Origin of the sequence: Pseudoxanthobacter sp., assembly GCF_036822375.1 — a bacterium.
Classification (GTDB): Bacteria; Pseudomonadota; Alphaproteobacteria; order Rhizobiales; family Segnochrobactraceae; genus Pseudoxanthobacter.
The window spans coordinates 1-17,447 of record NZ_DAISHT010000039.1 but is presented as its reverse complement, the minus strand read 5'-3'; the positions used below and the strand labels follow the sequence as shown (position 1 = coordinate 17,447).

Below are 17,447 nucleotides of genomic sequence, written 5' to 3'. Positions count from 1 at the left end.
CAAGCAGGCGGCCGCGCCGGCGCAGAAGACTGCGGACCGGCTGCCGGACGAGCCGGCGGCGCCGCGCCGGGCGGGATTGCCGATGCGGCTGCTGCGGGCCGCGGGCCGGCTGGTTGCACGCTACCCGACGGCCTCTCTGACGACAGTGTTCGGCTCGCTGGCGCTTGCGGCGGTCTATGCCAATCTCGTCGTGTTGCAGCCCGGTCCGCATCCGGCGCCGTTGTTTTCCACCCGTCCGCAGGCGGCCGCCGCCAACGCCCGGCTGGTGCTGGTGCGCGATATTCAGCAGGGGCTTGCCGACCGCGGCTATCTGACGAGCCGGCCGAGCGGGGTGTTCGACCGGCGCACGGCCGATGCCATCCGCGACTTTGAGAGCGCGCAGGGACTGCGGGTGACGGGCGAGGCGAGCGAAGAACTGCTGGCGCGCCTCATGGTTGCCCCGCAGCCATCGCCCGATGCGATTGCCGCGCTGAGCGCGCCGGCCCGGGCGCCGGCGACAGCGCAGCCGGCCTCCGCCGCCGGCAGCGACGGCGATGCGCGCATGGCGGTGCGCCGGGTGCAGAAGGCGCTGGCCGATCTGGGCTACGGGCCGTTGCAGGTGGACGGGCTGATGGGCGGGCAGACGGCCGCCGCGATCCGCCGCTTTCGCGCCGACCACGGCCTGCCGGCCGGCGACGGCATCGACACCCGGTTGGTGGAAACGCTGGTTGCCATCGGCGGCCTTGCGAAATCATAACCTCCGCAGACAGGCAGCGGGCAACGGGAGGACCGGCGGCGATGGCGCGGGTCGTTTCATCATTCTTTGTGGGGGCACTGGTGCGCCGCTGCGAGACGGAGGGTGCGTTTGCCGCCATCGCGCGGCGCGGTTCGCCGGAGGCGGGGGCGATCTTCGTCAAAGTGCTGCGGCCCGGACGTCTGGCCGATCTTTATGCGCCGGCGCCGCAGGTGCTGTTTGACGACGAGCGCCCGGCCGACCGGCTGTTCGAGAAGGTGATGGACGGGGCCGCGGAAGCCGATGTGGAGGCCCGCCTGAGGCGGGAGACCGATTTCGATCCCGATCTCTGGATCGTGGAAATCGAAGATCGTCAGGGGCGGGGCTTTGTGGAGACGATACCGGTGCCGCCGCCGGGTGCGGAGATTTTCAGATGAGCGCGACAGAACCGTTCTGGCGCACCAAGACGCTGGACGAGATGAACGAGGCGGAGTGGGAATCGCTCTGCGACGGCTGCGGGCGCTGCTGCCTGAACAAGCTGGAAGACTGGGACACCGGCGCCATCGCCTGGACCAACGTGGCCTGCACGCTGCTCGACACGGCAAGCTGCCGCTGCCGCGACTATCCCGGCCGGTCGGCCATCGTGCCGGACTGCATTCGCCTGACGCCGCAGGAAGTGGAAACCCTGCCCTGGCTGCCGCCGACCTGCGGCTACCGGCTGGTGGCCGACGGCGAGGACCTGCCGTGGTGGCATCCGCTGGTTTCGGGCGATCCGCAGACCGTGCACGAGGCGGGCATTTCGGTGCGCGGGCGGGCGATCTCCGAAGACGGCATGGCACCGGAACAACTGGAAGACCACCTCGTGCTGTGGCCGGGGCGCGTGCCGCGCGGCGCGCTTTCGCCGACGCGGCCGGAGCCGAAAACCGGACTGACGGGCAGGAGAAAATAATCTCACAAAAGGAATTTAGTCCTTGACGGCGTGACGCTGCTCCGGTAGGGTTCAGGCATGGTCGGACAGTTGCGGCCGGGGCGCTCCCGAGAGGGCGGCAGGCCGGGCCGATGCCGCCGGTTGTTGTTGCGACGAGAGTGATTTTCACGGGCCGGGCCGCTTTGCAGCGGGCCGGCCTTTTTGTTGGCAGCGGCCCTTCGGGGCGTGCAGGCGGGAGCGGACGCGGACGGTGGCGGAGGCAGAGGACGGGCCGGACGGCGGGTCCGGAAGAGAGGCCGGTGCGGGCGCGGCTCTGTCGCGGCCGCGCGGACGGGGTTCGGCGGGCGGGCGGGGACCGGCAGGCGGGCGGGTGCGCCATCACGGCCATGGCGCCGGCCGCGACGGGGCGCGGGCCGTGGCGGCTGCGCCGCGGCGCGGGCGCGTCAGCGCTGCGAAGCGTGCGGAAGCGCGGGTGCTGTTTGAGGGCGACGGCTTTGCCCTGACCGACATTGCCGCAGCGGCCGGCGTGACTACGGCGACGGTGTTGCGGTGGGCGAAGGCGGCGGGCTGGCGGCGGGGTGCGGAGCGGCCGGCTGCGGCGGGCGGCGCGGCGGCCGGCGGCGAACCCGCAGCCGACCGCGGGGCGCTGGTGGGCCGGCTGATGCAGGCTTTTGCCCGGCAGGTGAGCGAGGTGGAAGCCCGCCTCGGCAGCGAGGGCGGGGCCGACGAGCGCGATGCGCGCACGCTGGGCGTGCTGGCGAAAACGCTGGAGACGCTGATCGATCTCGACCGGGCGGCACAGGGTGACCGGGCCGGCGAAGAGGAGGCGAAGAATCTCGATGCTGTGCGGGAAGAGATTGCGCGCCGCCTTGATCGACTGCGCGGCGCGGGGTGAGGCGGAAGCGCTGATTGCCGGGCTGGACGGCGCGAGCCTTGAGATGCTGGCCCACGACTGGGAGCTGTGGGCGCGCGACGACCAGATGCCGCCGGCCGGCGACTGGACGGTGTGGCTGGTGCTGGGCGGGCGCGGGGCGGGCAAGACGCGGGCCGGGGCGGAATGGGTGCGGGCGGTGGCCACCGGACGGGCGCCGTTTGCCGACGCCCCGGCCGGTCGCATCGCGCTGGTCGGCGAAACGCTGTCGGACGTGCGCGATGTGATGATCGAGGGCGTGTCGGGCCTGCTGGCCATTCATCCCCGGGCGGAGCGGCCGGAGTGGCAGCCCTCGCGCCGGCGGCTGACGTGGCCCAGCGGAGCGGTGGCGCAGGTCTTTTCGGCGGAGGATCCGGAGGGCCTGCGGGGGCCGCAGTTCGATGCCGCGTGGGCCGACGAGGTGGCGAAGTGGCGCCATGCGGAAGCCACGTGGGACATGCTGCAGTTTGGCCTGCGCCTTGGTGCCCGGCCGCGGCAGGTGGCCACCACGACGCCGCGGCCGGTGCCGCTGCTGAAACGGCTGATGGCCGACGCCCGCACGGTGGTGAGCCACGCGCCGACCCACCGCAATGCCGCCAATCTGGCGCCGGGCTTTCTGGAAACCATCGTCGGGCGCTATGCCGGCACGCGGCTGGGGCGGCAGGAACTGGAGGGCGAACTGATCGAGGACCGCGCCGATGCGCTGTGGCGGCGGGCGGCCATCGAGGCGGCGCGGGTGGACGAGGTGCCGGAACTGGCGCGCATCGTGGTGGCGGTGGACCCGCCGGCGACCAGCACGGCCCGGGCGGACGCCTGCGGGCTGGTGGTGGCCGGCCTTGGCCGCGACGGCACGGCCTATGTGCTGAAGGACGCCAGCGACGGCGGCCTGCGGCCGGCCGAATGGGCGGCGCGGGCGGTGGCGCTGTGGCGCCGCTTCGAGGCCGATGCGCTGGTGGCGGAGGTCAATCAGGGCGGAGAAATGGTGGCGGCGGTGATCCGCGAGGTGGATGCCGCCGTGCCGGTGACGATGGTGCGCGCCACCCGCGGCAAGTGGGTGCGGGCCGAACCGGTGGCCGCTCTCTATGAACAGGGCCGGGTGCGCCATGTGGGCTGCCACCCGGCGCTGGAAGACGAGATGTGCGATTTCGGCCCGGCCGGGCTTTCCTCCGGCCGCTCGCCGGACCGCATGGATGCGCTGGTGTGGGCGATCACGGCGCTGATGCTGGGACGCAGCGGCGAGCCCAAGGTGCGGCGGGTCTGACGGCCCATTCACAGGAGAATCTGGCCATGATGAACTGGCTGCGCTTCGGCGCGGGCCGGGCGCCTTCGCGCGTGCCTGCGGCAGCGGCCCCGGCGCCCGCGGCGGAGGCCAAGGCCTCGCGCACTGCGGCGCTGATTGCGCTTTCGCCTGGCGGGCGGCCGGTGTGGACGCCGCGCGATTACGGGGCGCTGGCGCGCGAGGGATTTCAGAAGAACCCGGTCGTCTACCGCGCGGTGCGTATGATCGCCGAGGCTGCGGCATCGGTGCCGTGGCTGGTCTACGAGGGCGAGCACGAGATTGCCGATCATCCGCTGCTGACGCTGCTGGCGCGGCCGGGCCCGGTCGAGGCCGGGGCCTCGCTGATGGAAGCCGTTTACGGCCACCTGATGGTGGCGGGAAACGCCTATCTGGAAGCGGTGAGCCTTGACGGCACGGTGCGCGAGCTGCATGCGCTGCGGCCGGACCGGATGAAGGTGGTGCCCGGGCCCGACGGCTGGCCGGCGGCCTTCGAATACAGCGTCGGCGGGCGCTCGGTGCGGCTGCCGGCGGAGGCGGAAACCGGCGGGGTGCGGCCCGTGCTGCACCTGAAGCTGTTTCATGCAACCGACGATCACTATGGCTTCGCCCCCATCGAGGCGGCGCTGACGAGCCTCGACATTCACAACGCCGCCGGGGCCTGGGCCAAGGCGCTGCTGGACAATTCGGCCCGGCCTTCCGGTGCGCTCGTCTATACCGGCGGGGAAGGGGGCAACCTTTCCGACGAGCAGTTCGACCGGCTGAAGCGCGAGCTTGAAGAGGGCTTCTCCGGCGCCCGCAATGCCGGCCGGCCGCTGCTGCTGGAAGGCGGGCTCGACTGGCGCACCATGTCGCTTTCGCCGCGCGAGATGGACTTCGTGGAAGCGAAGAACCTTGCCGCGCGCGAGATCGCGCTCGCCTTCGGCGTGCCGCCGATGCTGCTCGGCATTCCCGGCGACAACACCTATGCGAACTATCAGGAGGCGAACCGCGCCTTCTGGCGGCAGACCGTGCTGCCGCTGGTGGCACGAACGGCCGCGGCGCTTTCCGCCTGGCTTGCGCCCGGCGAGCCGGCGCTGCGGCTCGGCTTCGACACCGATGCGGTGGAGGCGCTCTCGGCCGAGCGCGAGGCGCTGTGGCGCCGGGTGGGGGCGGCCGGCTTCATCACCGAGGACGAGAAGCGCGCTGCCGTGGGCTATGGCCCGCGGACCGGCGGCTGACCGGAGGCGGTGGTGGACCCGGTCACGCAATCGGTCGTCCAGCGCGGCGACCTCGCCCATCTGGCGCTGTTTCTGTGGGCGAGCGGGGCAAGCGGCCTGCTGGTGTGGGTGCTGCGCGAGCTGGCCCAATCCAACCGCCGCTTCAACGATTTCGTCAACGAGATCGCCCGGCTCAATGCGCAGTTCCACACGCGGGACTGACGTTTTTCAGAGGATGAAAACATGAACATCAACCGGCTGCTCAATGCGGCGCGGCGCCTTTGGCGCGCGCTGAAGGAAGCGCGCGACGCGCTGCAGGAGACGGACGGGACGCCGGCCGCCGGAACGGACGGCCGCAAGGCTGCGACCGGCCGGGGGACGCGGCCGGCGGTGCAGGCCGGCACGGCCGCGGACGGGGCCGCAGGGGAGAAGCCGGCCGACAGTGCCGACTATCGCCGCGTCTTCCACGACTTTGCCGACGGGCTCGGGCTGGTGATGACCCGCCTTGCCGCGCCGCGCGCGGTGATGCGGGTGCGCGAGGTGGCGCCGTGAGGACGGCGCCGGCCTTCGAGACCCGGTGCGCAACGCCCGGTGTGAAGGCTGCATCGCTTGCCGTGGAAGCTGCGGCGGCGGACGGCAGCTTCGAGGGCTATGCGAGCCTGTTCTGGCGGGAGGACATGGGCCGCGACCGGGTGATGCCCGGCGCCTTTCGCACCGCGCTGCAGCGGCGCGGCGCCGCGGGCGTGAAGCTGTTGTGGCAGCACCGGGCCGAGGAGCCGATCGGCGCCTGGCAGAGCCTTGAGGAAGACAGCCGCGGCCTGTTCGTGCGCGGGCGGCTGGCGCTGGAAGTGGGGCGGGCCCGCGAGGCGCTGGCGCTGATGCGGGCCGGTGCACTCGACGGGCTTTCCATCGGCTTTCGCACCGTGAAGGCCGAGCGCCTTACCGGCGGCGGGCGGGCGCTGAGGGAAGTGGACCTGCTCGAAATCTCGCTCGTGACGTTTCCGATGTTGCCGGAAGCCCGCGTGAGCGCGGTGAAGGCGGCCCGCGCCGGCGAGGCCGCGCTGGCTGACGGCATGCGCCGGGCGGCGCGGCGGCTGCGGGCCGCGGCCGCCGGTGCACGCTGGCAGACGCGCTGACGACAACACACCGATCGGCGGGCCGCCGGCGGCGGCCACGGCTTCTGCCGGGCCGGTGCGTAAGGCGCGCCGGCTCTTTAAATCCCATAAATGATAAGGACGAGACGATGGGCGAGACCCTGACCCCCTTTGACAGCACGGCGGCCCGCGAAGTGAAGGCGGCCGTGCGCCCGGGCGACAACGGCGATCCGGCGGCGGCCTTCGAGAGCTTCATGAGCGCCTTCGACAGTTTCCGCGAGGCCAACGACCGCCGCCTCGGCGAGATCGAGCGGCGATCGGCCGCCGACGTGCTGACGCTGGAGAAGCTGGACCGCCTCGACGCGGCGCTCGATGAGCACAAGCGCCGGCTGGACACCATGACGCTGAAAGCCGGCCGGCCGGCGATGGCGGCGCCCGGCGGCACCGACGACGAGGCGCGGCGCCGGGCGCAGGCGCGCGAGGAGAAGGCCGCCTTCGCTGCCTATGTGCGCACCGGCCAGATGACCGTGCCGGAGGGCAAGAGCCTTGCCGGCTCCACCACCGAAGGCGGCTATCTGGTGCCGGCGGAGACCGAGCAGGCCATCATGCGCCGGCTGGCGGCGGTTTCGCCGATCCGCCGCCTGGCCGGCAACCGTCAGGTTTCGTCGGCGGTTTATCGCAAGCCCTATGCGGTTGGCGCGCCGGCCGTGGGCTGGGCGGCGGAAACTGCCGTGCGCCCGGAGACGGCGACGCCGGCGCTGGCCGAGCTGAGCTATCCGACCATGGAACTCTATGCCATGCCGGCGGCCTCCGGCGCGCTGATCGACGATGCGGTGGTCGACATCGACCAGTGGATTGCCGAGGAGGTGGAGACGGCCTTTGCCGAACAGGAGGGCGCCGCCTTCGTGACCGGCGACGGCGTGGCCCGGCCGAAGGGCTTTCTGGCCTATGACACGGTTGCCGACAGCGCGTGGACGTGGGGCAAGCTCGGCTATCTGACGACCGGCGCCGCCGGCGGCTTTGCCGCGGCCAGTCCCTCCGATGTGCTGGTGGACCTCGTCTACAGCCTGAAGGCCGGCTATCGCCAGAACGCCAGCTTCGTGATGAACCGCAAGACGCAGGCCACCATCCGCAAGATGAAGGATGCGGACGGCAACTATCTGTGGGCGCCGCCGGCGGCGCCGGGCGCCGATGCCACGCTGATGAACTTTCCGCTGGCGGAGGCCGAGGAGATGCCGGCGATGGCCGCCGACAGCCTGTCGCTGGCCTTCGGCGATTTCGCCCGCGGCTATCTGGTGGTCGACCGCGCGGGGGTGCGCGTGCTGCGCGATCCCTATTCGGCCAAGCCCTATGTGCTGTTCTACACCACCAAGCGCGTCGGCGGCGGCGTGCAGGACTTTGCGGCCATCAAGCTGCTGAAGTTCGCCGCCTGAACCTGACACGGAAAGAACGGGCGAGCGGCCCCGCCCCGGCAGGGGATGGGGCCGCCGGCCTTTTCGGGGAGCGCCGCAATGACGACTTTTCAGGTGCGCCCGCCGGCAGCCGAGCCGGTGACGCTGGCGCAGGCCAGAGCTTTTCTGCGCATCGACGGCAGCGACGAAGACGAGGTGGTTGCCGGGCTGATCCGCGCTGCATGCCGCTATGTGGAGACCGAAACGCGGCGCGCGCTGATGGCACAGGGGTGGCGGACCGTCGTTGCCGGCCGGGCGCTGCGCCGGCCGGTAACGCTTTCGCCCGGGCCGCTCATCGCGGTCAGCGTGGTGACGGCCTATGACGCCGGCGGCACGCCGGCGGTGCTGGCGGCCGGGCAGTGGCGGCTCGAAACCGGCGCGGCGGCGCCGGCCGTTGTGCTCAGCCCGGAGGCGGCCCGCCACGCGGTGAACGGCGTTGAAATCGATTTCGACGCCGGGTTCGGCAGCACGGCGGAGGCGGTGCCGCAGCCTTTGATTCAGGCGCTGCTGATGCTGGTGGCGCACTGGTACGAGCACCGCGAGGCGGTGGCGCTGGGGGTGGCCGCCGGGGCGGTGGCGCTGGGCGTGGCGGCGCTGACGGCGCCTTATCGCGCGGTGCGGCTGTGAGCGCCGGGGCACTGCGCGCGCGGCTGACCTTTGTGGCGGCGGACGGGGCGCCGGACGGCGGCGGCGGCACCGGCCCGGGCGAGCGCATCGTGGCGGTGTTGTGGGCGGCGGTGCAGCCGGCCGCGGCGGCCGAACGCAGCATGGCCGGCCGCCTCGACGGCGTGGTGACGCACCGCATCCGCATCCGCGCAAACGCCGGTATCGGCGGCGGGCTGACGGCCCGGCTCGGCACGCGGCGGCTGCGCATTCTGGCCGGGTACGACGAGGACGGCCGCGGCCGCTACCGCATTCTTCTGGCAGAGGAGGAGGGGCGATGAGCGAGGCCGGATTTGCGCTGCAACAGGCGGTGCACGCCTGTCTGGCGGGCGACGGCGCGCTGGCGGCGCTGTTGGGCGAGGGGGCGGTTCATGACGTGGCACCGCGCGCGGCGGCGCTGCCGCTGGTGGCGGTGGGCGAGTGGTCTGTTGTGTCCCTGCCGGCGGCAGGAGGCCCCCTGCACGAGCACCGCTTCGATCTGGTGGTGCGCTCGCGCGCCGCAGGGCGGCGCGAGGCGCAGGCGATCGCCGCGCGCGTGGAGGAACTGCTCGACGGTGCGGCGCTGGCGCCTGCCGGCCACCGGCTGGTGGACCTTGCCGCGCGCGGGCGGCTGACGCGGCTTGCCCGCGACGGCCGCACCATCGAGGCCAGCATCGCGTTCCGGGCGGTGAGCGAGCCGCTCTGACATTTCAACCTGATCAGCACGGCGCCGGCAGAGCGCGCCGAGGGAGGCCGGCATGGCGGCACAGAAGGGCAGGGATCTGCTTCTCAAGGTCGATAGCACGGGGGCGGGGGTCTATGTGACGGTCGCGGGCCTGCGGACGCGCAAGCTGGCCTTCAGCGCGGAGGCGGCGGACGTGACGGACACCGATTCCGCCGGCCGCTGGCGCGAACTGCTGGCGGGCACGGGCGTGCGCCGGGCGAGCCTTTCCGGCGCCGGCGTTTTTCGCGATGCGCAGGCCGATGCCACGGTACGCACGCTGTTCTTTGGCGGTGTGCAGCGCAACTGGCAGGTCGTGATCCCCGATTTCGGCACCGTCAGCGGGCCGTTCCACATCTCCGCACTGGAATATGGCGGCGAGCACGACGGAGAGGTGACGTTCGAGATGGCGCTGGAATCGGCCGGCGAACTCACGTTCACGGCGCTCTGAACCATGGCGAACGCAAGACGCGGGGAAATCGCGGCCGATCTGGACGGCCGCACATGGACGCTGTGCCTGACACTGGGGGCGCTGGCGGAACTGGAGGGCGCGTTCGGCGCGGAGGACCTGTCGGCGCTGGCGGCGCGGCTGGGACAGGGGCGGCTTTCCGCCCGCGATGCCATTCGCGTGATCGGCGCCGGGCTGCGCGGTGCGGGGCACGACATTGCCGATGAGGCGGTGGCGCGCATGGCGCAGCCCGACGGGGCGATCGGCTATGCCGACATCGTGGCGCGGCTGCTGATCGCCACCTTCGGCGGCGCGGCGGAGGCGCCAAACCCTCCGCAGCCGCGGGCGTGACGGCGCCCGCGGCGGACCCTCTTCCCTGGGAGGCGGCGATCGGGTTCGGCATCGGCCGGCTGGGGCTGGCGCCGGATGCCTTCTGGCGGCTGACGCCGCGCGAACTGGCGGCGGTGCTGCGCGCGGCCAGCGGCGGACCCGGCCCGCGCGCGCCGCGGCGCGGCGACCTTGGCGCGCTGATGGCGCGCTTTCCCGATCGCCGCCCGGACCGGCCACCGGACACCGGCGGCTGAGGGTGCATTCCGGCAGGAACGAAAGACGGAGACATCGGGCATGGCGGACACGGCAGACAATGCCGCAACGGCGGCCGGCGAGGACCTTGCTGCGGTGATGGAGCGCGTTTCGCGCACCACGCGCAGCTTTTCCGCGGCGCTGGTGAGCGGGCTGAAGAGCGCGGTCGGCGAGGGCCGGCAGCTTGACGGGGTGCTGCAGAAAGCGGCGCTGCGGCTTTCGGCCAGCGTGCTGACGAGCGCGCTGAAGCCGGTTGAAGACCTGATCGGCGAGGCGGCAGGCGCGCTGGGGCGCGGCCTCGGGACCGGGCTGTTTGCGGCGCGGCTGGGCGCGGTGGTGAACGGCGGCCGGGTGCAGGCCTTCGCCAGCGGCGGGGTGGTGGCCTCGCCGACGTTCTTTCCGCTTTCCGGCGACCTCGGGCTGATGGGAGAGGCCGGGCCGGAGGCCATCATGCCGCTGGCCCGCGGCAGCGACGGGCGGCTGGGCGTGAAGGGCGGCAGCGGCGGCGGCGCACAGGTGACGTTCAACATCTCCACGCCGGACGTGGCCGGCTTCCGCCGCGCGGAAGCACAGATCGCCGGCCTGCTGGCGCGCAGCGTGGCGCGCGGCCGGCGCGGCCTTTGAGGAGGAACCATGGCTGATTTTCATGAGGTGCGCTTTCCGGCCGACATCGCCTTCGGCTCCACCGGCGGGCCGGAGCGGCGCACGGAAATCGTGACGCTGGGCTCCGGCCGGGAGCAGCGCAACAGCCGGTGGGCCCATTCCCGCCGCCGTTTCGAGGCCGGCTATGGCATCCGCAGCCTCGACGATCTGGCGGCGGTGATCGCCTTTTTCGAGGAACGGCGGGGCCGGCTCTGCGGCTTCCGCTTCCGCGATCCGGTGGACTTCCGCTCCTGCCTGCCGTCGCAGACACCGGCGGCAACCGACCAGACGCTTGGCACCGGCGACGGCAGCACCGCGACGTTCCAGCTCGTCAAGCGCTATGGCGCCGGGATCGCGCCCTATGACCGGCCTGTTCGCAAGCCGGTGGCCGGCACGGTGCAGGTGGCGGTGAACGGGGCCGGTCAGACCGCCGACCGCTGGTGGGTGGACGTGACGAGCGGAACGGTGGGCTTCAATGCCGGGTTCGTGCCTGCGGCCGGTGCGGTGGTGACGGCGGGGTTCGAATTCGATGTGCCGGTGCGGTTTGAAAAGGACACGCTCGACATCGACCTCGCGGCCTTCGAGGCGGGATCCGTGCCCTCGGTGCCGCTGACGGAGATCCGGGTATGAAAACGCTCGGTTCCGGGCTTGCCGCCCATGTTGCCGCAGCCGCGACGACGCTTTGCCGCTGCTGGTGCGTGACCCGCCGTGACGGTATTAAGATGGGATTTACAGATCATGACGAGGCGCTGTCGTTCGACGGCGTGACCTTTGCAGCCGCCGGCGGTCTGGAGGCGAGCGCCGATGTGGCGGGCTCGGACCTTGCCGTCGGCGGCATGGAGGTGGCCGGCGCCTTCTCGGCCGACAGCCTGCGCGACGACGATCTGGCCGCCGGCCGCTATGACGGCGCGGCGGTGGCGCTGTGGCTGGTCAACTGGGCGAGCCCGGCCGACCGGGTGCTGCTGCGCAGCGGCGTGATCGGCACCGTGACGCGGCGCGACGGCGCCTTTACCGCAGAGGTGCGGGGGCTTGCACAGAACCTCGACGAGGTGCGGGGACGCACCATCGGGCGCGGCTGCGATGCGCTGCTGGGCGACGGGCGCTGCCGGCGCAGTCTGGCGGATCTGCAGGCCGACGTGACGGTGACGGCGACCGACGGGCCGGCGCGGCTGCGGCTGAGCGGCGCCGGCGGGCGGGCCGGGGGATGGTTCACCCACGGGGTGGCGGCGTTTCTGAGCGGCGAGAATGCCGGCCTCAGTTTCGAGATCCGCTATCACGGCGAGACCGGCGGATCGCTGATCGAGCTGTGGCAGGTGCCGGCCGGCACGGTTGCCGCCGGCGACCGGGTGCGGCTGACGGCCGGCTGCGACAAGCAGTTTTCCACCTGCCGCGGCAAGTTCGCCAACGGCGACAATTTTCGCGGCTTTCCCCATGTGCCGGGCAATGACTTTGCGCTGTTCGGGGCCACGGGCAGCAGCGCCGACGGCAGCACGCTGATCTGAGGCGCGGGCGCTGAGACGCGGACGGCTGAGGCGCGGACGGAGACGGCAATCATGACCATTCGGGCAGAGGATATCGTCGCGGAAACGCGGCGCTGGATCGGCACGCCCTATCGCCATCAGGCCTCGGCCGCGGGGGCCGGTGCGGACTGTCTGGGGCTGGTGCGCGGGGTCTGGCGGGCCGTGATCGGCCCCGAGCCTGAGGAGGCCGGCCCCTATTCGCCCGTCTGGGCGGAGATGAGCGGCGAGGAGCGGATGGCAGAGGCCGGGCGGCGCCATTTCCGCGCTGTGCCGGCCGGCGCCATGCAGGCCGGCGACGTGCTGCTGTTTCGCTTCAGTCCGCGAATGCCGGCCAGGCACGCCGGCATTCTGAGCGCGCCGGGGCGCTTCATCCATGCCTTCGAGCCGGCGGGCGTGGCGGAGGCCGCGCTCTGTCCGTGGTGGCGGCGCCGGCTGGCCTTCGTGTTTCGGTTTCCGGGAGTGGACGACTGATGGCGACACTGGTGCTTCAGGCCGCAGGGGCGGCAGTGGGCGGGCTGTTCGGCCCGCTCGGCGCGGTGATTGGCGGTGCCATCGGCGCGGTGGCGGGGGCGGCGGCCGACCAGCGCCTGTTCGGCGGCACCGTGCGCAGCGGACCGCGCCTCGACAGCGTGGCCTTTCAGGGCGGTGCGGAAGGGGCATCGCTGCCGCGTATCTATGGCCGCATGCGCCTGTCCGGCACGGTGATCTGGGCCAGCCAGTTCGTGGAGACGGCCTCGACCGCGACGAGCGGCGGAAAGGGCGTTTCCGGCACGACCGGCACCACCAGCTACAGCTATGCGGCGAATGTGGCGGTGGCGATCTGCGAGGGGCCCGTCAGCCATATCGGCCGCATCTGGGCCGATGGCAAGCCGCTGGACCGCGCCAGCATCGTGGTGCGGCTCTACAAGGGCGACGAGGCACAGGCGCCGGACATGCTGCCGGTGTTCTATCAGGGTGCCGCGCCGGCCTATCGGGGAACGGCCTATGCCGTGTTCCAGAACCTGCCGTTGGCCGACTACGGCAACCGGCTGCCGCAGTTCTCCTTCGAGGTGATCCGCGCGGTCGACCGGCTGGAGCCGATGGTGCGCGCGGTGACGCTGATTCCGGGGGCGACCGAGTTCGGCTATTCGCCGACGCCGGTGCTTTCCACCGGGCGTTTCGGCGACGGCGCGGTGCTGAACCGGCACGTGGCGAGCGACTATTCCGATCTCGAAGCCTCACTCGACGAGCTGACGGCGCTGTGCCCCAACCTTGAGCGGGTGGCGCTGGTGGCGGGCTGGTTCGGCACCGACCTGAGAGCGGGGCAATGCCGGCTGAAGCCGAAGGTGGAGGCCCGCACCCGCGCCACGCTGTGGGCGAACTGGCAGGTGAGCGGCCTGCCGCGGGCCGGCGCCGATCTGGTGAGCGACACCGCGGGTGCGCTCAACTATGGCGGTACGCCCTCCGACGACACGGTGATGGCGGCCATTGCCGCGATCCGCAATCGCGGCCTGAAAGTGACGTTCTATCCGTTCATCCTGATGGACGTGCCCGCGGGCAACGGCCTGCCGGACCCTTATGGCGGCAGCGAACAGGCAGCGTTTCCCTGGCGGGGGCGCATCACCGTTCATCCGGCACCGGGGCTGGCCGGAAGCCCGGACGGCACGGCCGCGACGGCCGCGGCGGTGGCCGCGTTCGTGGGCACGGCGCAGCCGGCGCACTTCGGCACGGGCGGCGCGGTGCCGGCCTACAGCGGGCCGGAGGAATGGTCGCTGCGCCGCATGGTGCTGCACTACGCAACCCTTGCGGCGATGGCCGGCGGGGTGGACGCCTTCATCGTCGCTTCCGAGATGCGGGGCCTTTCGCAGGTGCGCAGCAGCCGGACGACGTTTCCGTTCGTGGATGCGCTGGTGGGACTGGCCGCGGATGTGCGCGCCATTCTCGGTGCCGGGCCGGTTGTGACCTATGCGGCCGACTGGTCGGAATTCAGCGCCTACAGTCCGCCGGACGGGTCCGGCGATGTGATCTTCCACCTCGATGCGCTGTGGGCCTCGCCGGCGGTGACGGCGATTGGCATCGATGCCTACTGGCCGCTTGCCGACTGGCGCGACGGCAGCCATGCGGATGCCGGGGTGGCACGGTCGACCTGCGATGTCGGCTATCTGAAGGGCAATGTCGCCGGCGGGGAGGGGTTCGACTGGTATTATGCGTCGGCGGCCGACAGGGCGGCCGGAACCCGCACGCCCATCACCGACGGAGCATACGGCAAGCCGTGGGTGTTCCGATACAAGGACATCGCGGGCTGGTGGGCGAACCCCCATGTGAACCGCCTCGGCGGCACAGAGAGCACGCAGACCGGCTGGAGTCCGGGTTCCAAGCCGGTGTGGCTGACGGAAGTGGGATGTCCGGCGATCGACCGCGGCGCAAACCAGCCGAACGTGTTCGTCGATCCGAAATCTTCCGAATCTGCCTTCCCCTATTTCTCCAACGGCGCCCGCGACGATGCCATCCAGCGGCGCTATCTGGAGGCCCTGATCGGGCATTTCGACCCGGCGGCGGACGGGTTCGCGGCTGCGGACAATCCGGTGCATCCGGTCACCGGCATCCGCATGGTGGCGCCGGATGCCGTTCATGTGTGGACGTGGGACGCCCGGCCCTGGCCGGCTTTTCCGGCGCTGACGGATGTGTGGTCCGACGGGCCGAACTGGGAGCGCGGGCACTGGCTGACCGGCCGCCTCGGCGCGGTGACGCTCGACGGGCTGATCCGCGCCATCGCGGCCGACTATGACATTGCGACGCTTGACGTGGGCGACATGGCGGGGGTGATCGACGGCTATCTCATCGACAGCCCGATGTCGCTGCGCGATGCCGTGCAGCCGCTGGCCGACGGCTTCCGCCTGTCGCTGGCCGATGGCGGCGGGCGCATTCTGGTGCGCGATCTCGACCGTGCGCCCGTTGCCACCATCACCGACGACGATCTCGTGGACAGCGGCGAGGGCGGCAGCGCGGCGCTGACGCTGAGCCGCACGCAGGACATGGAACTGCCGGCCGAGGTGCGGCTGACCTATCTCGACAGCGCGCACGATCTGCAGGCGGCAACCGCCGCGGCCCGGCGGCTGACACCGACCAGCCGCGGGGTGGCGCGTGTTGATCTGGCGGCGGCGATGCAGGAGAGCGTTGCCCGCCGCGCCGTGGACCTGCGCCTGCACGACGAATGGGCGGCACGGGAGACGATGACGCTGCATGTGGCACCGGCCCTGATCGCGCTGGAGCCGGGCGACGTGGTGCAGGTGCAGGCCGGCGGTCTGAACCGGGAGGCGATGATCGAGGAGATCGAGGATGCGGAGGCGCGCACGCTGAAGGCCCGCGCCCTCGACAGGCGCCTTCTGCGCGGCGGGCCACAGGCGGCCGGCAACTGGCAGACCACCCGGACGCAGGTACGCACGCCGCCGGCGGCCGAGGTTCTCGACCTGCCGCAGCTCTCCGGCAGTATCGACGCGCAGCGCCCCTTCATGGCGGTGGCGGCCAGCCCCTGGCTGGGTTCGCTGGTGGTCATGCGTGCCTTCGGCAGCGGAACGCTGTCGCAGGTTGCGGTCATCGACCGGCCGGCGGTGATGGGGGCGCTTGTGGCCGACACCGGCCCGGGGTTCTCCGGCCGCTGGGACCGGGGAACGCGCATCGTGCTGCAGACGTCCGGCGCGCTGTCGTCGCTGGGCGAGGATGAAGTGCTGGCCGGCGGCAATGCGCTGGCGATCCGGGCAGCGAACGGGTTGTTCGAGGTGGTGCAGTTCGCCACCGCGACCCTGACCGGGACGAATACCTATGAACTCTCCGGACTGCTGCGCGGCCAGCTTGGCACCGACGAGGCCATGGCGGCGGGCCTGCCGGCCGGTGCGCTGGCGGTGCTGCTGGACGAGCGGCTGGCCGCCCTGCCGCTGGAGCGCGCCGAGATCGGCCTCGGCTTCGACTACCGCGTGTTCTCGCCGGCCGTGACGCTGGACGACCCCTCGGTCACGGCGCTTTCGGCGGCAACGGCGGGGCGCGGGCTGCGGCCGTTCAGCCCCGTGCATCTGCGCGCCCGGCGCCTTGAGGGCGGCGACATCGCGCTGAGCTGGGTGCGCCGCACCCGCAGCGGCGGCGATGACTGGGGCGCCGGCGACGTGGCGCTGGGCGAGGAGAGCGAAGCCTACCGGGTGGACATCCTGAACGGCGGTCTCGTCGTGCGCAGCCTTGAGGTGAGCGCGCCGGCTGCCCTTTACAGCGCCGCCGCGCAGGCGGCCGATTTCGGCGGCCTGCCTGACGCCCTCACGTTCACCGTGGCCCAGATCGGTACCGGCTACGGGCCGGGCTCGCCGGCAAAGGAGACCGTCAATGTCTGATACCCCCCGCCTTGCCCTGCCGCTGGTGGCGGCCGCGCAGGCGCAGAAACACGTCACCGTCAACGAAGCGCTGTCGCTCGTCGATACGCTGATGCAGCCGGTGGCCGCCAGCGCCAGCGAGACCGTGCCGCCGGCCACGCCGGCAGAAGGGGCGCTCTATGCGGTGCCCGCCGGTGCGACCGGGGCATGGGCCGGCCGCGACGGCAGTCTGGCGCTGTGGCTGGCCGGCGCGTGGAGCTATCGCACCCCCTGGCGGGGGATGACGCTGTTCGTCGCCGACCGCGGCGAGCTTGCCCTCTACGACACCGCACTCGGCTGGGTCGCGGCGCGCGCCGTGAGCCCGCACGGGGCGGCGATGGCCGAGGCTGTGATCGAAGGCGAGGTGACGCTGGCCGGGGACAGCGTCGACAGCGCGGTGCTGATTCCGGCCCGCAGCGTGGTCATCGGCGTCTCGACACGGACGACGCAGGCGGTGACAGGCTCTTCATCCTATCATTGCGGTATTTCGGGCGAGCCGGCCAAGTTCGGCGGCAGTCTGGGCGTGGCGCCGGGTGCGAGCAATGTGGGGGTGATCGGACCGACCGCGTTCTATGCCGACACGCCGGTGCGCATTACGGCGAACGGCGGTTCGTTTACTGCCGGGCGGGTGCGCATTGCGGTGCACTGCCTGCGACCGTCCGCGCCGCTTTCGTGACGGAGCGCGGCGCGCCGGAGACAGGTCCGATCGTATCCGGCCGGAGGCCCTGACTGGCCCCGGCCTTTTTTATGGAGACAATGATGGTTGCAACCGATCGTTTCGCTACGCATTCCGCCTCGCTGGAGGCGCCCGCGCGCAGCGCTTTCGTGATTGTTCCGCATGCCACCAGCGAACTCGCCGAGGTGACGCGCGGGCTTTATGTCGGCACCGGTGGCGATATCGCGCTCGTCGATGCCGCGGGCAATGCCGTGACCTTCAAGGCCGTGC

Annotated in this window: 23 protein-coding genes; all 23 read left to right on the top strand. The window is 71.9% G+C overall.

What is annotated here, in order from left to right; genetic code table 11:
- Positions 1–736 (top strand): peptidoglycan-binding domain-containing protein (locus V7067_RS06190; RefSeq protein WP_334175011.1); only part of this gene is annotated, 736 nt, incomplete at its 5' end.
- Positions 737–777: 41 nt separating this feature from the next.
- Positions 778–1,149, top strand: coding sequence for a DUF1491 family protein (locus tag V7067_RS06185; protein ID WP_334175010.1), 372 nt, complete (start codon positions 778–780; stop codon positions 1,147–1,149).
- Positions 1,146–1,661 carry a YcgN family cysteine cluster protein gene (locus tag V7067_RS06180; protein ID WP_334175009.1) on the top strand — a complete coding sequence of 172 codons (516 nt, stop codon included), beginning with the start codon at positions 1,146–1,148 and terminating at the stop codon, positions 1,659–1,661. The genes V7067_RS06185 and V7067_RS06180 overlap by 4 nt, the downstream gene beginning before the upstream one ends.
- Before the next feature lie 349 nt (positions 1,662–2,010).
- Positions 2,011–2,535, top strand: coding sequence for a hypothetical protein (locus V7067_RS06175; protein ID WP_334175008.1), 525 nt, complete (start codon positions 2,011–2,013; stop codon positions 2,533–2,535).
- Positions 2,536–2,578: 43 nt separating this feature from the next.
- The gene (locus V7067_RS06170) at positions 2,579–3,811 is read left to right on the top strand and encodes a terminase family protein (protein ID WP_334175017.1); all 1,233 of its coding nucleotides are present in this window, start codon (positions 2,579–2,581) and stop codon (positions 3,809–3,811) included.
- Positions 3,812–3,837: 26 nt separating this feature from the next.
- Positions 3,838–5,046 carry a phage portal protein gene (locus tag V7067_RS06165; RefSeq protein ID WP_334175007.1) on the top strand — a complete coding sequence of 403 codons (1,209 nt, stop codon included), beginning with the start codon at positions 3,838–3,840 and terminating at the stop codon, positions 5,044–5,046.
- Between the two features lie 12 nt (positions 5,047–5,058).
- Positions 5,059–5,247 carry a hypothetical protein gene (locus tag V7067_RS06160; RefSeq protein ID WP_334175006.1) on the top strand — a complete coding sequence of 63 codons (189 nt, stop codon included), beginning with the start codon at positions 5,059–5,061 and terminating at the stop codon, positions 5,245–5,247.
- 21 nt (positions 5,248–5,268) lie between these two features.
- Entirely contained in the window at positions 5,269–5,577 is a 309-nt protein-coding gene (locus V7067_RS06155) for a hypothetical protein (RefSeq protein ID WP_334175005.1), read from the top strand.
- A 41-nt stretch (positions 5,578–5,618) separates the two neighbouring features.
- Positions 5,619–6,161: an HK97 family phage prohead protease gene (locus tag V7067_RS06150; protein WP_334175004.1), complete on the top strand. Its 543-nt coding sequence runs from the start codon at positions 5,619–5,621 to the stop codon at positions 6,159–6,161.
- 107 nt (positions 6,162–6,268) lie between these two features.
- A complete protein-coding gene (locus V7067_RS06145; protein WP_334175003.1) occupies positions 6,269–7,552 on the top strand; it encodes a phage major capsid protein in 1,284 nt (427 codons plus the stop codon).
- A gap of 78 nt (positions 7,553–7,630) precedes the next feature.
- Entirely contained in the window at positions 7,631–8,197 is a 567-nt protein-coding gene (locus V7067_RS06140) for a head-tail connector protein (RefSeq protein ID WP_334175002.1), read from the top strand.
- Positions 8,194–8,514, top strand: coding sequence for a head-tail adaptor protein (locus tag V7067_RS06135; RefSeq protein WP_334175001.1), 321 nt, complete (start codon positions 8,194–8,196; stop codon positions 8,512–8,514). The genes V7067_RS06140 and V7067_RS06135 overlap by 4 nt, the downstream gene beginning before the upstream one ends.
- Positions 8,511–8,918: a DUF3168 domain-containing protein gene (locus tag V7067_RS06130; RefSeq protein WP_334175000.1), complete on the top strand. Its 408-nt coding sequence runs from the start codon at positions 8,511–8,513 to the stop codon at positions 8,916–8,918. The genes V7067_RS06135 and V7067_RS06130 overlap by 4 nt, the downstream gene beginning before the upstream one ends.
- A 52-nt stretch (positions 8,919–8,970) precedes the next feature.
- Positions 8,971–9,384 (top strand): phage major tail protein, TP901-1 family, encoded by a 414-nt coding sequence (locus tag V7067_RS06125; RefSeq protein WP_334174999.1) that lies wholly within the window; start codon positions 8,971–8,973, stop codon positions 9,382–9,384.
- A 3-nt stretch (positions 9,385–9,387) separates the two neighbouring features.
- Positions 9,388–9,732, top strand: coding sequence for a gene transfer agent family protein (locus V7067_RS06120; RefSeq protein WP_334174998.1), 345 nt, complete (start codon positions 9,388–9,390; stop codon positions 9,730–9,732).
- Entirely contained in the window at positions 9,729–9,965 is a 237-nt protein-coding gene (locus tag V7067_RS06115) for a phage tail assembly chaperone (RefSeq protein ID WP_334174997.1), read from the top strand. Before V7067_RS06120 ends, V7067_RS06115 begins: the two co-directional genes overlap by 4 nt.
- Positions 9,966–10,005: 40 nt before the next feature.
- Complete coding sequence (locus V7067_RS06110; RefSeq protein ID WP_334174996.1) at positions 10,006–10,587, top strand: phage tail tape measure protein; 582 nt, start codon at positions 10,006–10,008, stop codon at positions 10,585–10,587.
- A gap of 9 nt (positions 10,588–10,596) precedes the next feature.
- The gene (locus tag V7067_RS06105; protein WP_334174995.1) at positions 10,597–11,235 is read left to right on the top strand and encodes a DUF2460 domain-containing protein; all 639 of its coding nucleotides are present in this window, start codon (positions 10,597–10,599) and stop codon (positions 11,233–11,235) included.
- Positions 11,232–12,107 carry a DUF2163 domain-containing protein gene (locus V7067_RS06100; protein WP_334174994.1) on the top strand — a complete coding sequence of 292 codons (876 nt, stop codon included), beginning with the start codon at positions 11,232–11,234 and terminating at the stop codon, positions 12,105–12,107. Before V7067_RS06105 ends, V7067_RS06100 begins: the two co-directional genes overlap by 4 nt.
- Before the next feature lie 51 nt (positions 12,108–12,158).
- The gene (locus tag V7067_RS06095) at positions 12,159–12,596 is read left to right on the top strand and encodes an NlpC/P60 family protein (RefSeq protein WP_334174993.1); all 438 of its coding nucleotides are present in this window, start codon (positions 12,159–12,161) and stop codon (positions 12,594–12,596) included.
- Positions 12,596–16,483 carry a glycoside hydrolase/phage tail family protein gene (locus V7067_RS06090; protein ID WP_334174992.1) on the top strand — a complete coding sequence of 1,296 codons (3,888 nt, stop codon included), beginning with the start codon at positions 12,596–12,598 and terminating at the stop codon, positions 16,481–16,483. Before V7067_RS06095 ends, V7067_RS06090 begins: the two co-directional genes overlap by 1 nt.
- On the top strand, positions 16,476–17,177 hold the full coding sequence (locus V7067_RS06085) for a DUF2793 domain-containing protein (RefSeq protein ID WP_334174991.1): 702 nt from the start codon (positions 16,476–16,478) through the stop codon (positions 17,175–17,177). Before V7067_RS06090 ends, V7067_RS06085 begins: the two co-directional genes overlap by 8 nt.
- Positions 17,178–17,260: 83 nt before the next feature.
- Positions 17,261–17,447: hypothetical protein (locus tag V7067_RS06080; protein WP_334174990.1), on the top strand; the 187-nt coding region annotated here is incomplete at its 3' end.